The organism is Shewanella pneumatophori (assembly GCF_023283895.1).
GTDB lineage: Bacteria > Pseudomonadota > Gammaproteobacteria > Enterobacterales > Shewanellaceae > Shewanella > Shewanella pneumatophori.
In genome coordinates this window covers 23,648-37,889 of sequence record NZ_JAKILB010000019.1, presented here as the reverse complement: position 1 = coordinate 37,889, position 14,242 = coordinate 23,648, and the positions used below count along the sequence as shown (strand labels likewise).

14 protein-coding genes are annotated in these 14,242 nt (G+C 41.7%); 6 read left to right on the top strand and 8 right to left on the bottom strand.

Translation table 11 applies throughout. The features are described 5' to 3' along the window. Positions 1-204: 204 nt before the first annotated feature. Both L2740_RS20010 and L2740_RS20005 read right to left on the bottom strand, forming a co-directional pair. Positions 205-657, bottom strand: coding sequence for an NUDIX hydrolase (locus tag L2740_RS20010; protein WP_248951790.1), 453 nt, complete (start codon positions 655-657; stop codon positions 205-207). Positions 658-668: 11 nt separating this feature from the next. Next, positions 669-1,364 carry an rRNA large subunit pseudouridine synthase E gene (locus L2740_RS20005; RefSeq protein ID WP_248951789.1) on the bottom strand — a complete coding sequence of 232 codons (696 nt, stop codon included), beginning with the start codon at positions 1,362-1,364 and terminating at the stop codon, positions 669-671. A 303-nt stretch (positions 1,365-1,667) separates the two neighbouring features. On the opposite strand from L2740_RS20005, the gene L2740_RS20000 reads away from it, so the two are divergent. Next, entirely contained in the window at positions 1,668-3,890 is a 2,223-nt protein-coding gene (locus tag L2740_RS20000; RefSeq protein WP_248951788.1) for an NADP-dependent isocitrate dehydrogenase, read from the top strand. A 268-nt stretch (positions 3,891-4,158) separates the two neighbouring features. On the opposite strand, the gene cspD is transcribed toward L2740_RS20000, so the two are convergent. Beyond that, a complete protein-coding gene (gene cspD, locus L2740_RS19995; RefSeq protein WP_012155761.1) occupies positions 4,159-4,365 on the bottom strand; it encodes a cold shock domain-containing protein CspD in 207 nt (68 codons plus the stop codon). 239 nt (positions 4,366-4,604) lie between these two features. Here cspD and clpS point away from each other — a divergent pair, with 239 nt between their 5' ends. Together clpS and clpA are read left to right on the top strand one after the other, a co-directional pair. Next, entirely contained in the window at positions 4,605-4,913 is a 309-nt protein-coding gene (clpS, locus tag L2740_RS19990) for an ATP-dependent Clp protease adapter ClpS (protein ID WP_012155760.1), read from the top strand. Positions 4,914-4,951: 38 nt separating this feature from the next. Then, positions 4,952-7,210, top strand: a complete 2,259-nt coding sequence (gene clpA, locus L2740_RS19985) for an ATP-dependent Clp protease ATP-binding subunit ClpA (RefSeq protein WP_248951787.1) — start codon at positions 4,952-4,954, stop codon at positions 7,208-7,210. 129 nt (positions 7,211-7,339) lie between these two features. On the opposite strand, the gene infA is transcribed toward clpA, so the two are convergent. From infA to aat, 3 genes are all read right to left on the bottom strand, one after another. Continuing rightward, positions 7,340-7,558, bottom strand: coding sequence for a translation initiation factor IF-1 (gene infA / locus L2740_RS19980; protein WP_005500725.1), 219 nt, complete (start codon positions 7,556-7,558; stop codon positions 7,340-7,342). 119 nt (positions 7,559-7,677) lie between these two features. After that, positions 7,678-8,397 carry an arginyltransferase gene (locus L2740_RS19975; protein ID WP_248951786.1) on the bottom strand — a complete coding sequence of 240 codons (720 nt, stop codon included), beginning with the start codon at positions 8,395-8,397 and terminating at the stop codon, positions 7,678-7,680. Next, positions 8,387-9,097, bottom strand: coding sequence for a leucyl/phenylalanyl-tRNA--protein transferase (gene aat, locus L2740_RS19970; RefSeq protein WP_248951785.1), 711 nt, complete (start codon positions 9,095-9,097; stop codon positions 8,387-8,389). Before aat ends, L2740_RS19975 begins: the two co-directional genes overlap by 11 nt. A 54-nt stretch (positions 9,098-9,151) precedes the next feature. On the opposite strand from aat, the gene L2740_RS19965 reads away from it, so the two are divergent. Next, a complete protein-coding gene (locus L2740_RS19965) occupies positions 9,152-9,628 on the top strand; it encodes an outer membrane lipoprotein (RefSeq protein ID WP_248470668.1) in 477 nt (158 codons plus the stop codon). A 176-nt stretch (positions 9,629-9,804) separates the two neighbouring features. Here L2740_RS19965 and L2740_RS19960 read toward each other — a convergent pair whose 3' ends face one another. After that, positions 9,805-11,169, bottom strand: coding sequence for an aminotransferase-like domain-containing protein (locus L2740_RS19960; RefSeq protein ID WP_248951784.1), 1,365 nt, complete (start codon positions 11,167-11,169; stop codon positions 9,805-9,807). Positions 11,170-11,334: 165 nt separating this feature from the next. Between L2740_RS19960 and L2740_RS19955 the strand changes: the two genes are divergently transcribed. Continuing rightward, the gene (locus tag L2740_RS19955; protein WP_248951783.1) at positions 11,335-11,940 is read left to right on the top strand and encodes a LysE family translocator; all 606 of its coding nucleotides are present in this window, start codon (positions 11,335-11,337) and stop codon (positions 11,938-11,940) included. Between the two features lie 273 nt (positions 11,941-12,213). Here the strand turns inward: L2740_RS19955 and L2740_RS19950 are convergent, their stop codons facing one another. After that, on the bottom strand, positions 12,214-12,876 hold the full coding sequence (locus L2740_RS19950) for a glutathione S-transferase (RefSeq protein WP_248951782.1): 663 nt from the start codon (positions 12,874-12,876) through the stop codon (positions 12,214-12,216). Between the two features lie 327 nt (positions 12,877-13,203). On the opposite strand from L2740_RS19950, the gene trhO reads away from it, so the two are divergent. Further along, positions 13,204-14,187 (top strand): oxygen-dependent tRNA uridine(34) hydroxylase TrhO, encoded by a 984-nt coding sequence (gene trhO, locus L2740_RS19945; protein WP_248951781.1) that lies wholly within the window; start codon positions 13,204-13,206, stop codon positions 14,185-14,187. Positions 14,188-14,242 lie beyond the last annotated feature (55 nt).

Below are 14,242 nucleotides of genomic sequence, written 5' to 3'. Positions count from 1 at the left end.
AGCGAGTATTTATCTTTTGGGTTTATTAGTGGCGGTAAATAATTTAGAGGCTGCTGCGAGCGATATACTGATTTTTATTGCAAAAAACGCGCAACTAAAAAGCTGGCGACTTAGTATTAACAGCATGTTTGCAATAGTCTTATTAAGGGGGATTTAGCACAGGGCTAATCCAACTTAAGTGAAAGCATATGCTGAGACAAGAGCTTATAAATGCTCAGCATTAAGAATACTGAGAGAATAACGGTTACCAGCCAAATAGTCACAGATGGACTTGATAACAAGTGGGCTGCGAAGCTGGCTGCTGATACTCGTTATTTGCTCTAAGTTAAGCCATTTTAAGCCGTTAATTGCGGGATCTTCAGGTTGTGAGTCAAGCATTTCATCGAGCTTTAAATAAAAGGTATAGCGCACAAATGCAAGTGTTTCATTGGCGCTAAATTGATAAATGCCAACCAAGCCTTGTGGTTTAACGCTAAGCCCGGTTTCTTCCTGTACCTCACGGATACACGCATCAATTATTGATTCATTTGCTTCCAGGTGACCCGCTGGTTGATTGTATTTGAGCTCATCGGCAATGAGCTCTTCAACTAACAAAAATTTATCTTGAGCCTCGATAATACAGGCGACAGTAGTATTAGGCTTATAGCGCTCAGTCATAGGGTTAACTCTTACTTTTTAGACATATCGAGTTGACGATATGCGCCATTTTCTAAGTCATCTAGACTCCATTGACCTATTTTATAGCGGATTAATCTTAAAGTAGGAAAGCCGATATGAGCAGTCATGCGTCTTACTTGACGATTTCGGCCTTCACAGATCTGGATCTCAAGCCAAGTTGTTGGAATATTTGCACGTTCACGAATAGGTGGGGTGCGCGGCCAAACTTGAGGATTACCCATAATGTTGATTTTAGCAGGTAAGGTCATACCGTCCTTTAGCTCAACGCCATGACGTAGTTTTTCTAAATCACTTTCTGTTGGTGCGCCTTCCACTTGTGCCCAATAGGTTTTAAATGTTTTCTTCTTCGGCTCAGTGATTTGAGATTGCAATTTACCGTCATTCGTCAGTAACAATAAGCCTTCACTGTCTCTATCTAGGCGGCCTGCTGCATATACACCAGGTACAGGAATATAATCTTTTAGAGTTTGGCGGCCCTGCTCATCGGTGAACTGACAAAGCACATCAAATGGTTTGTTGAATAGCACAATGACGGGATTAGCAACCGACTTAGTTTTTTCAGCTGTTCTGCGTTTAAAGCCACTGCGATTTGACGAGTTTGAGTAACTGCTACTTTTGCTATTTGGGCGGGCAGTACGAGTTTTTCGCTGCTGATTACTGTTTTTGTTGCTAAATGGCTGCGTCACGCTGGAATACTTTTCATCTATAGGGCTATTTTGCTTATTGTACTTTGCATTGGCTTTTAGTGGAATTTGAAAATTGCGTGGAATGTTTTATGATGTCGGCAAATTTAAAAGTGTGATCCGCAACTAATTATTCTCATTTGTGAGAGGTGCGCGAATAATGTCGCTGGCTTATTGCACACAAGATCGCATAAATTATCGCTAGCAATTCAGAGTGATAAGATAGAAACGTTACTGCTTTTCAATCGTAAAAATAGAAAATAATTATTATAAAAATCTTAAATTTAAATCAATGTAGGACACAAAATGAACGATAAAACATCAACGATCATCTATACCGAAACTGACGAAGCTCCAGCGTTAGCCACATTATCTCTGTTACCTCTTATTCAAAAGTTTACTCAAACTGCCGGCGTTGACGTAGAAACTCGTGATATCTCTCTATCAGGTCGTGTTATTGCAAACTTTCCTGAAAACCTAACCGCTGAGCAGCGTATTAGCGATGCATTAGCAGAGCTAGGTGAGCTGGCTAAAACACCCGCGGCGAACATTATTAAATTACCAAACATTAGTGCGTCAATCCCGCAGCTTAAAGCTTGTATCTTAGAGTTACAAAACAAGGGGTATGACATCCCGAGCTACCCTGATGAGCCGAAAAACGATGCAGAAAAAGAAATTCAAGCTCGTTACGACAAAATTAAAGGTAGTGCGGTAAACCCGGTATTGCGTGAGGGTAATTCAGATCGCCGCGCCCCAGGTTCAGTTAAAAAGTTTGCTCAGAAAAATCCTCATTCAATGGGTAAGTGGTTAGCTGATTCTAAGTCACATGTTGCTCATATGAGCGAAGGTGATTTCTACGGCAGCGAAAAATCAGTTACTGTTGCTGATGCGGGCAGTGTTTCAATTGTATTGAATAAAGCAGATGGCTCTGAGCAAGTGCTGCGCAGCGCTATCGCTCTACAAGCTGGCGAAGTGATTGACTCTGCTGTAATGAGCAAAAAAGCATTAGTTGAGTTTTACGAGCGTGAAACTAACTTAGCCAAAGAGCAAGATGTTTTATTATCTTTGCACTTAAAAGCGACCATGATGAAAGTGTCTGATCCAATTTTATTTGGTCATGCCGTTAAAGTTTATTACAAAGAAGTATTTGCTAAACACGGTGAGCTATTTGAACAACTAGGTGTTGACGTTAACAACGGTGTGGGCGACGTGTACGCTAAAATTGCTACATTGCCAGCTGAGCAAAAAGCAGCTATTGAAGCTGATTTAGCAGCTGTTTACAACGAGCGTGCCGAGCTTGCTATGGTTGACTCTGACCGTGGCATTACTAACTTACACGTTCCAAGCGATGTGATTATCGATGCCTCTATGCCAGCAGCTATTCGTACTTCAGGGCAGATGTGGGGTCCTGATGGCCAGTTAAAAGATATGAAAGCGATGATCCCTGATCGTTGTTATGCAGGTGTTTATCAAGAAACTATCGATTTTTGTATTAACAACGGTGCGTTTGATCCAAGCACAATGGGTAGCGTACCAAACGTTGGTTTGATGGCACAAAAAGCTGAAGAATACGGTAGCCATGATAAAACCTTTGAAGTCGCTGATGCTGGTACTGTGAATGTTGTTGACCAAAACGGTAATGTATTGATGTCGCACAAAGTTGAAGCTGGCGATATCTTCAGAATGTGTCAGGTTAAAGATGCGCCGATCCGCGATTGGGTAAAACTTGCTGTTAATCGTTCACGTTTATCGGATACGCCTGCAGTGTTCTGGTTAGATGCTGAGCGTGCTCATGATGCTGAAATCATCAAGAAAGTTGAACTTTATCTCCAAGATCATGACACTAGTGGTCTTGAGCTACACATTATGTCACCAGTAGCAGCTACCCGCTTTACCTTAGAGCGCGTGAAGGCTGGTAAAGATACGATTTCAGTAACGGGTAACGTATTACGTGATTACCTAACAGACCTTTTCCCAATTCTTGAGCTAGGTACCAGCGCAAAAATGCTATCTATTGTGCCACTTATGAATGGCGGCGGCTTATTTGAAACTGGTGCTGGTGGTAGTGCACCTAAGCACGTGCAGCAGGTGGAAAAAGAAGGTCACTTACGCTGGGATTCTCTGGGTGAGTTTTTAGCACTTGGCGCTTCACTTGAACACTTAAGCCAAAGTACAGGTAACGCTAAGGCGCAGGTGCTCGCAGATACGCTTGATATTGCTATTGGCCAATTTTTAGATAGTAATAAGTCACCTTCGCGTCGAGTAGGCGAACTTGATAACCGTGGTAGCCATTTCTATCTGGCTATGTACTGGGCACAAGCGTTGGTTGCACAAAGTGTTGATCAGCAATTACAAGCTGAGTTTAGTGAGCTTGCAGAATCGCTAACTAGCAATGAGCAGAAAATTGTTGCTGAGCTAAATGGTGCGCAAGGCCCTGCTGTTGATTTAGGCGGTTACTTCCGTTTAGATGCGGCTAAAGCTATTGCCGCTATGCGTCCAAGCACAACACTTAACGCAATTGTGGGTTAATCTGTTAGCACTGCTGTCAATCATATCGGTTATAAAATGACTAAAAAGGGTTTGCTTATGGCGAGCCCTTTTTTTCTAGCTCAAACAGGCTCATTACTATGCGGTAGTCAATTAACATGCATGGTATAGCGGCCAATAAAAAAGCAGAATAGTTAAACTATTCTGCTTTTTTGTCTTTTTTTGATATCGCCGTTTTAATCGCCACTTAATATCACGCTATATAAGTATTCTTGCATTTACTTATGTAGAGTGATTTATCTAACTTATTCTAGTTTGTTGGCGATATTGCTGACGCGTGCATCCCTTTTGGCCCAGCTTCCACCTCAAAACTGACTGGTTGGCCCGCTTTTAGCGTTCGATAGCCTTCCATTTCAATGGTAGAATAGTGTGCAAAAACATCTTCACCGCCAGCATCAGGGCATATAAACCCGAATCCTTTGGCGTTGTTGAACCATTTAACAGTTCCGCTTGCCATACTTCCACTTCCTTCTGTTGTCCACTTCCCAGTAAGATAGTAAAACTTATCAGCGGGGAAAATCCTCGCTTAATGAACAGAATGAAAGCTGAATAAGTGGTTGTCAAGATAAAGTTAACAAAAAAGCAACAATTTTTAACAAGTCGTACCTGAGTATAATTTGATAGAATTTGTCTAACAAACAGACTGAGTTACATAATCAATTGGTACAAGCCAAGACTAGAGGCTAATATTGGGATATGAGTAGAACAGAAAATATTGAACATGTAGAAGAAAGTGTTGAGTCAGAGCTTAAACAGCCTTCTATGTATAAAGTCATTTTAAACAACGATGACTACACACCGATGGATTTTGTCATCGAGATATTACAACTGTTCTTCAAAAAAGATGAGCAACAAGCAACTGAAATTATGTTGGCAATCCATCATAAGGGCAAAGGAATTTGCGGTATTTATCCATTTGGAATTGCAGAAACTAAGGTTGCGCAAGTAAATCAATTTGCAAGACAAAACCAACATCCGTTACTGTGTTCATTAGAGGAGGCCTAATTGGTTTTACTCTGTTGTTATTTTTTTAGGGGGTGCTTATGTTAAATAAAGATCTTGAAGTCACCTTAAATCTGGCTTTTCAACAAGCCAGAGATGCACGTCATGAGTATATGACGGTTGAGCATCTGTTGTTGGCGTTAATCGATAACCCTGCCGCACAAGAGGCGTTAGTTGCTTGCGGAGCAAATTTAGAAAAACTCAAGGATGAAGTGTCTAGCTTCATTCAACAAACCACACCTATCATTTCTGATCCAGAAGACGATAAAGAAACTCAGCCGACTTTAGGTTTCCAACGAGTTTTACAAAGAGCTGTTTTTCATGTGCAGTCATCTGGTCGCAACGAAGTCACCGGCGCCAATGTCTTAGTCGCCATTTTTAGTGAGCAAGAGTCGCAAGCAGTTTATTTATTGCGAACAGGTGATGTGACCCGCTTAGATGTGGTTAATTTTATTTCACACGGATTTTCTAAGAACGACATTGATAACGACGGTGAGCCTAACCGAATTGAAGATCAAAGCGAGACGGAAGAGGAGCGCAGTATTTTATCGCAGTTCACTGCCAATCTGAACGAGCTTGCTAAAAGTGGCAATATTGACCCCTTAATTGGCCGTAGTGAAGAGATTGAGCGCTCAATTCAAATTCTTTGTCGTCGCCGTAAAAACAATCCATTACTAGTGGGGGAAGCTGGTGTCGGTAAAACTGCGATTGCTGAAGGTTTAGCATATCGGATTGTTAAAGAGGAAGTGCCTGAAGTGATGAGTAAAGCAACGGTTTACTCACTCGACTTAGGTGCGCTGCTTGCGGGAACTAAATACCGTGGCGACTTTGAAAAACGCTTCAAGGGCCTGTTAAAAGAACTAGCTAATGACGAGCATGCAATTTTATTTATTGATGAAATTCATACCATTATTGGTGCAGGCTCTGCATCTGGCGGAGTGATGGACGCGTCTAATTTACTTAAACCACTGTTATCTGGTGGTAAGTTACGTTGCATGGGCTCAACTACATTCCAAGAGTATCAAAGCATTTTCGAAAAGGATCGTGCTTTAGCGCGTCGTTTCCAAAAAGTAGATATTAATGAGCCGTCTGTCGCGGAAACCACGAAGATTTTGCAAGGTCTTAAGTCAAAGTATGAAGAGCATCATAATGTGCGTTATACCTTGGCTGCGCTCAGTGTGGCTGCAAGGCTGTCAGATAAACACATTAATGACAGACATTTGCCAGACAAAGCGATTGACGTGATTGATGAAGCGGGTGCGCGTATGGCGATGCAACCTGCGAGTAAACGTAAAAAAACCATTGGCCAAAGTGAAATCGAATCGATCATCGCGAAAATGGCACGCATTCCTGAGAAGTCCGTATCAAGCTCAGATAGAGACTTACTGAAGAATCTTGAACGTAACCTTAAAATGGTGGTGTTTGGTCAAAATCCCGCAATTGAGGGGCTTAGCTCGGCAATTCGCTTATCTCGCAGTGGTCTAGGCGGTGAAAATAAACCTGTTGGTAGTTTCCTATTTGCTGGACCTACCGGTGTGGGTAAAACAGAGGTTACCAGTCAACTTGCTAAATGTTTAAGCCTTAACCTTGTTCGATTTGATATGTCGGAGTATATGGAAAGCCATACGGTGTCACGCTTAATTGGTGCACCACCAGGCTATGTGGGTTATGACCAAGGTGGTTTGCTGACCGATGCAGTGATTAAAAACCCACATTGTGTGGTGCTGCTCGATGAGATTGAAAAAGCGCACCCGGACGTTTACAACTTGCTACTGCAAGTGATGGACCACGGTACACTAACCGATAACAATGGCCGTAAAGCGGACTTTAGGCATGTAACCTTAGTGATGACCACTAACGCTGGTGTACAAGAAACGATTCGTAAGTCGATTGGTTTTAAGCAGCAAGATCATACTCAGGACGCGCTATCTGAAATCAATAAAGTCTTCTCACCTGAGTTCCGTAACCGCTTAGATTCGATTATTTGGTTTAACCACCTAGACATGACTGTGATTGCCAAAGTGGTTGATAAATTCTTAGTTGAATTACAAGCACAGCTTGATGATAAGTCAGTTACGCTTGAGGTCAGTGATGAAGCCAGAACCTTGCTTGCAGAGAAAGGTTATGATAAGTCTATGGGTGCACGCCCTATGGCTCGAGTGGTTACTGAGTTGATCAAGCGTCCATTGGCCGATGAGATCTTGTTTGGTGGGCTTGAAAAGGGCGGTATTGCAAGAGTTGATGTGAAAGCTGATGAGATTGTCATCACAACTGAGTCTCTAGAGAAAGTCACTCACTAAAGTGATACAGCAATAAATGTCGCTAAGTTAGGGCATTTATTGTGTTCTTTCCAAATAAATGACAAATCTAAGACAACAAAAAGCCGGCATTGCCGGCTTTTTAATATACGTTATATAGGCTAATAACTCTTAGCGTGAACGGAAGACGATGCGTCCTTTGCTCAAATCGTAAGGTGTCAGCTGAACCGTTACCTTGTCACCCGTCAAAATACGGATGTAGTTTTTACGCATTTTTCCTGAAATGTGTGCCGTTACGACATGACCATTTTCAAGTTCTACACGAAACATTGTATTTGGCAAGGTTTCAAGGATTGTGCCTTGCATTTCAATGTTGTCTTCTTTCGCCATTAATCAGTTATCCTGTTAGCCTTCAAATAATAAAAACGGGCGTATCATGCCGCAAATTAGCCTTGCTGTAAAGCAAAGGTTGAGTATATACGCTATCTAGCGCCAAGAGGGCGGTTAAATTACAAGTTTTTGCTGTTGATCTCAGTTACCCAGCCTGAATTGGTCAAAATTTGATGTGGTCGATAATCACGCTTGTAATTCATTTTTCGCGATTCATCAATTTGATAGCCCAAATATAAAAACTGCTTTTTCATCATCTTAGCGATTTGTGTTTGCAGTAAAATGAGCAGACTACCTAATGAACGTTTATGGAACTCAGGGTCAAAGTAACTATAAATAGCAGACAAGCTATGGGGTAATACATCGGTTACCGCAACGCCAATTAATGTGTCGTCTAAGCGTAGCTCTATAAATAGCGGTTGCATCCAGCTTGCAGTTGCAAAGCTGTCATATTGCTCTGGTGTTGCTGGGTACATTGGCCCGTCACCATGACGTGTATTTACGTAACGTTCATAGAGTTCATATTGCTGATCCGTTTTATGGTCGACCATCTTCCAGCTTAAATCTTGATTATTTTTCAGTGTTCTTTTTTGTCTTTTAGAGATTGTAAATTCATCTATAGGCAAACGGATTGGCAGGCAAGCGCTACATTGCGGACATTGTGGTTTGTAAATCATGCTACCACTGCGGCGAAACCCTAACGCCAGCAATTGCTCGAATAAAGCGGCGTCAATAACATCCTCTTGCAACACCATGAGTTGTTCTTGCTTCGAATCTAAATAGCTGCAAGGAAAGGTTTTTGTTCTGCCGACTGAAAGCTGTCTAGTTTTAGAGTTCAATGAATACCTCGGATTTACACCAGCTATCAGGATTGACTGCACCATCTCTTAAATGGGTAAGTAATCTCAAAAAGTCATCACGTTTTATCGACTTTGCGCCTAGGCTGTCTAAATGTGGGTTAACGACTTGAGCATCGATAAGTCTGAAGCCACAGTGCTGTAAATGTTGCTGTAATACGATCATAGCAGCTTTAGACGCGTTCGTGGTTCGATGAAACATGGATTCGCCGCAAAATACCTGGCCAATGGCAATTCCATACAGTCCGCCTATTAGCTCTGAACCTTGCCAAACCTCAAGTGAGTGGGCACGGCCTTGTTGGTGCAAAGCGTAATATGCTTGCTGGATTTCATCTGAAATCCAGGTGCCATCTTGTTTGGCTCTAGGTGCTGCGCAGCCAGCCATAACTGACTTAAATTGATGATTTATGGTGTAGGTCCAGTCTTGCTTTTTTAGGTACTTAACTAAACTACGACTAATTTTCATATTACCTGGGACAAAAACCGCTCTGGGATCTGGAGACCACCATAAAATTGGATCATCTAGGTTAAACCAAGGAAAAATACCATTGTAATAAGCATTTAAAAGGCGATCAGGTTTTAAGTCACCGCCAACAGCGAGTAGACCATTAGGATCACTTAATGCTTGCTCAGGAGGTGGGAAACCTTGCTGATCATGATTTAAATAAGACAGTGAGTTCACAATTGAGTAAGATTAATAAATATACTTATCCTTAAAGTTAGCGGAAAAAGTCTTATGTTGAAACCTCATCTTATTGTTTTCACGGTTATCTGTTTAATTTTTGGCTCAAGTGCACTCAACGCGGCTCCATACGATCGCAATCAAGCTGTTCCGGTTGAAAAAGTCGAGTTCGGCCAGGTGGCTTCTGTACGTAATATCACCGAAAAACAGCTGGTTGAAGACCGTAATACTGGCTGGAAGACATTTGGCGGCGCGCTTGTTGGTGGTGTGATTGGTCATCAATTTGGTGGTGGCTCGGGGCAAGATGTTGCCACGGTGTTAGGTGCGCTGCTAGGCGCTGGAGTGGGTAATCGTTATGGTGATAATTCATATTACCAAGAGCTCAGACTGGTTGAGATGATGATTACTTTAGATTCTGGCGAGCAAGTTATGGTGATACAAGATCTTGACCAAGGTATGATTTTTAACGTCAATGACGATGTTCGAGTGGTTTACTTGCAAGGTTATGTCAGAGTTGACCAACAAATGTAATTGCGGCGTGTAAAATTAAGCTATCCCCCAGAATAAACCGCTAGTTGATAGCGGTTTTTTTGTTTAAAGCCTTAACCCATTTTTCAGCGTGTGGCTCTTTTACTTCACTTTTTAAGCCAGCTTTACGCTAACTTATGGCGTTAATGGCTCATAGTGTAAGAGGTTAAAGATTTTTACTAAACGACAGAGTAGGCGGACTGACTTAACTCGTTAATGCAGGCTTCTATCCTTGCTAGCTGCTCAGTAAAAATGCTGTCATCGCCGCAGCCACCAATACTTAAGCGGATATGATTATCATGATTATTAAAGTCATCACCGTTGCGAATGAGTATTCCTTGTTGGGCGAGGGCTGTTACTACATGATGGGATTTTAACGGTAGCTTTAGTTGCAACCAGCCGTTTAGACCGCGCCAATTTTGCTTTAAACCAAGACGTTGGCCCATTGCGATGCATTGCTGTTGCCGAGCTGCTATCTGTTGCTCTCTTTCACCCATAAAAGCTTTATTGTCGATGAGTATACAAGCTAGCTCGGTATTTATCGGGGACACCATCCAACACTGGCTGTAGATAGCTTGTTTTATTTTTCGCATAAATCGTTGTGGAACAAGTAAAAAGCCCTGCCTTAGTCCACCACAAAAAAGCTTAGATAAACTCGATATATAGATAACCGATTGCTCCTCTATAGCTGTTGATGTCTGATCGAGTGACCATAAAGGGCTGCACCACTCATTGGGTAAGCAATAGTTAACATCATCTTCAATAATCACCACCTGATGAGTTTGTGCTAATTTCAAGATTGATTGACGCTGAGTAGGGCTGTATTGGATGCAAGTTGGATTTTGATTATTAGGCGTTAAATAGAGCGCTTTTGGTTTGTAAAAACTGAGTTTTTCTGCAAGCTCAGAAAGGTCTAAACCGTCATCAGTGAGTGAAACTGGGATTATTTTGATCCCCAATTGCTCCGCCGCAACATGGATCCCTGGATAACAATTGGATTCGCAAAATAAGGTATCACCAGACTCTAGCATTGCATTTAGCACAGCAAAAATACCTTGCTGGGCCCCATGACTAAAAACTATTTGCTCCGGTTTCTGCTCAATACCACGTCTAACCAACCACTGACTAAATGTGAGTTTATGCTCATTAAGTGGTTCGGCATGGTACTCCATCAATTGAGTTAACCTAAGTGGGGATTTAGCTAACTCACTCATGGCATCGCTTAATAGATTTATTTGGTCTGTGAGCGGTTGTTGGCAAGTAGAGAAGTTGCCTCGTTGACTATTAGTTACAGATTGGCTGGCTTTAACAAATGTCCCTGCTCCGACTTTTGCATATACATAGCCTCGTTGTTCAAGTAAGGCGTAAGCACGAGTAATTGTACCTATTGTCACAAACAAATTATCGGCAAGTTGGCGTTGAGGAGGCAATTTGCTATTTGGCAGTAACTCACCTGAGCTAATAGCGTCTTCAGCTGCGCTAGCTATTTGCTTGTATTTGGCCCCAGAGTATCGAGCTAAGTTTGGCGTCCATATTGTACCCATGACAATATAATCCTTGTATCGATTTGCTATGGCGTTACTATGCACCTGAAAACTGGGTTGTGTCAATTTTTGTACCCATACAATTTTTGTTTTGAATAATTGCACAGAGGGGATTGGGACAGTTTTTGTATTGTACTCGCTGAATATGAAGTAAAGGAGAAGCAAATGGATGGGATTTGGACTCTAGTGGTATCGGCTGCGATATTTTGTGCCACAATGACGATGACTCCGGGGCCTAATAATATATTGTTAGCGACTTCGGGGGCTAATTTTGGTGTACGCCGCACCATGCCACATATTGTAGGCATTAGGCTTGGGCAAACCTTACTGCATATTGCGATATTACTTGGGCTAGGCAGTATGTTTGAAGCTTTTCCTGTTATGCATCAGGCATTGCAAATATTGTCTCTAGCATATCTGGTTTTGCTGGCTTATAAAGTGATAACAATGCCGGTTGATGATGTGAGCCAGATAGAGAGATTAAGACCAATGACGATTAAAGAGTCAGCCCTGTTCCAATGCATTAACCCTAAGTCGTGGCTAGCAACGATTACGTTATGTACTGCATTTACAATATCGGGTGAAGCTTACTGGCTTACAGCCATTATGGGAGTGGTAGTATTTAATATTGTTGGTTTGCCTACATCGCTAACCTGGGTTGTTTTGGGGGCGACAATTCGCCGCAAACTCGATACCCCAAAAAGGCGGCAATATTTCAACTGGTTTATGGGGGCTTTATTGTTGGTTACCATTCCACTCATTATTCACTAATGACACTTAATACTCATAGCTACTGTGAACGGTTATAGCTCATAAAGCACGAGAATTTATGCGTTATTGGTTAGTCACTATAACGAGTTACTTGTCATTATTTGCGGCAAGTAGCAGAGCAATGTGCCAGCAGATGTTTGCTGGCACATAAAATGAAAATATCGAGTGTTGTAATCATTTAATGGCTAGTAATTAGAAATGGCTTCAAACTTGATGCTATTTCTTTGGCCTTGATTTAAGCCTGCGAACACTTAAATAGGCTAGTTAGATTAATTAGCTTTTATGCTGCTCCCCAAACTCAAAGCTTTGATTGCTTTCAAGCCAAGTGGGGTACTTTTGCATGATTGCTGTAAATGCATCACTTTGGATATGCGATGTTAGCCAGCGCTGCACGTTAGGGTAAGCAGCATTATCAAACCATGTTTTATCTACCCCCGCAAACTGCCTAATAAAAGGAAAAATCGCGTAATCAGCAATGCAGGGCTTATCTGCGAGCAACTGCTGGTTTTTGGTTAGTAAGTTTTCAAGCTGACTAATAAAGCTTTCACCTTGTTGTCGATAATATTGCTCCGACATGTCGGGATGCCTATCTGCATATTTGTACTTATCTAACCAAGGTTTAAAACTGTCATCATTGGTTTGAATCAGCGCTTGGGCGACTTCTTGTAGTGCCGGTCTACGCTGCAGTAGTAAATCACTAGGATCGTTTTTAGCTAAGGCCCAGCACATGATCTCAATACTTTCTTCAACTACGCTACCATCTTGCAAAATAAGTACGGGAACAGTGCCTTTAGGGGATGCATCAAGCATAGCCTGCGGTTTGTGCTTAAGAATGATTTCTCTTAAATCAACTGATTGACCTGATAACATTATGCCAAGTCGGGCGCGCATAGCATAAGGGCAGCGTCTAAAAGAGTAAAGGGTAGGCAGAGACATATTGCGACTTTTTATAAGTAAGTTATGCGGAGTATTTTTAACTTTCGAGCGCAAAATAACAATCTTTTATCAAATTCTTACTATTGCAATATCGTACAGGGCTACTGCAAATGCGCATCTGCTTAATGCTCTAGTTTTTATAGATTAAAGAATTAATCAAGTCTTGGTGTGAGCTGCTGGTTAATAACCATACTTTTTGTGCCTGTTTGTCACACTGTGATTAATGTAGTATTCGCGCTGAATTTTGTGTGGCTGCTCACGTTTCGTGGGTGTTCACAATGATTAGCACTGGAGATTAAGCTCCAGCTAGCCGAATAAGGGATGATTATGTCAAAAGTTGTTGTATGTGCCATGTATAAGTTTGTAACGCTCACAGACTTTGAAAAGTTACAAGCGCCTTTACTCAATGTAATGCAAGAGTCTGAGATTAAAGGCACATTACTCATTGCGAGTGAGGGAATTAACGGTACCGTTGCCGGCTCACAAATCGCAATTGATAACTTACTTGCTTGGTTGGCCACTCAGCCGGGTTTAGACAACATTGTCTATAAATTGTCTTTTGACGACAGCATGCCGTTTTATCGCACTAAGGTTAAATTGAAAAAAGAAATCGTGACCATGGGCGTTGAAGGTATTGATCCTAATAAAGTGGTCGGTACTTATGTAAAGCCTAAAGATTGGAATACACTGATTTCTGATCCTGAGGTGTTATTAGTTGATACTCGTAATGATTATGAAGTGCAAATTGGTACATTTAAGAACGCTGTTGATCCGCAAACCGACACTTTTAGAGAGTTTCCTGATTACGTTAAACAAAACCTTGATCCTGCTAAGCATAAGAAAGTAGCGATGTTCTGTACTGGTGGTATCCGCTGCGAAAAATCAACGGCCTACCTAAAAGAGCAAGGTTTTGATGAGGTTTACCATTTAGAAGGTGGGATCTTAAAGTATCTTGAAGAAGTCGAACAAGAGGAAAGTCTCTGGCAAGGTGAATGCTTTGTGTTTGATAATCGAGTCGCGGTTAACCACGATTTAGAAAAGGGCCAATACGATCAGTGTAATGCCTGCCGTATGCCGGTGACTGAACAAGAGATGGCGCTAGACAGTTTTGTGCAAGGTGTGAGTTGTCTGCACTGTATTGATAAAACTAGCGAAAAACAGCGCCAACGTTTTATTGAGCGTGAGCGTCAAGTTCAGCTATCTAAGCAGCGCGGTGAAGCGCATATTGGTAGTGATGTCAGTCAGGTTATTGAGTCTCGACGTGCTAAAAAAGAGCAACTTAAAAAAGCACAAAATGATAAAACTGCATAAGGCGGTAACTAAAAAAACTGTTACATAAGCTTAATTAGATAATATTCAGATCAAA

Excerpts from the sequence above, each read along its gene's own strand:
- L2740_RS19950 (WP_248951782.1), bottom strand. The coding sequence starts at position 12,876 with ATGTCTCTGCCTACCCTTTACTCTTTTAGACGCTGCCCTTATGCTATG.
- clpS (WP_012155760.1), top strand. The coding sequence starts at position 4,605 with ATGAGTAGAACAGAAAATATTGAACATGTAGAAGAAAGTGTTGAGTCA.
- clpA (WP_248951787.1), top strand. The coding sequence starts at position 4,952 with ATGTTAAATAAAGATCTTGAAGTCACCTTAAATCTGGCTTTTCAACAA.
- L2740_RS19955 (WP_248951783.1), top strand. The coding sequence starts at position 11,335 with ATGGATGGGATTTGGACTCTAGTGGTATCGGCTGCGATATTTTGTGCC.
- trhO (WP_248951781.1), top strand. The coding sequence starts at position 13,204 with ATGTCAAAAGTTGTTGTATGTGCCATGTATAAGTTTGTAACGCTCACA.
- L2740_RS20010 (WP_248951790.1), bottom strand. The coding sequence starts at position 657 with ATGACTGAGCGCTATAAGCCTAATACTACTGTCGCCTGTATTATCGAG.
- L2740_RS19965 (WP_248470668.1), top strand. The coding sequence starts at position 9,152 with ATGTTGAAACCTCATCTTATTGTTTTCACGGTTATCTGTTTAATTTTT.
- L2740_RS20000 (WP_248951788.1), top strand. The coding sequence starts at position 1,668 with ATGAACGATAAAACATCAACGATCATCTATACCGAAACTGACGAAGCT.
- infA (WP_005500725.1), bottom strand. The coding sequence starts at position 7,558 with ATGGCGAAAGAAGACAACATTGAAATGCAAGGCACAATCCTTGAAACC.
- L2740_RS19960 (WP_248951784.1), bottom strand. The coding sequence starts at position 11,169 with ATGGGTACAATATGGACGCCAAACTTAGCTCGATACTCTGGGGCCAAA.
- cspD (WP_012155761.1), bottom strand. The coding sequence starts at position 4,365 with ATGGCAAGCGGAACTGTTAAATGGTTCAACAACGCCAAAGGATTCGGG.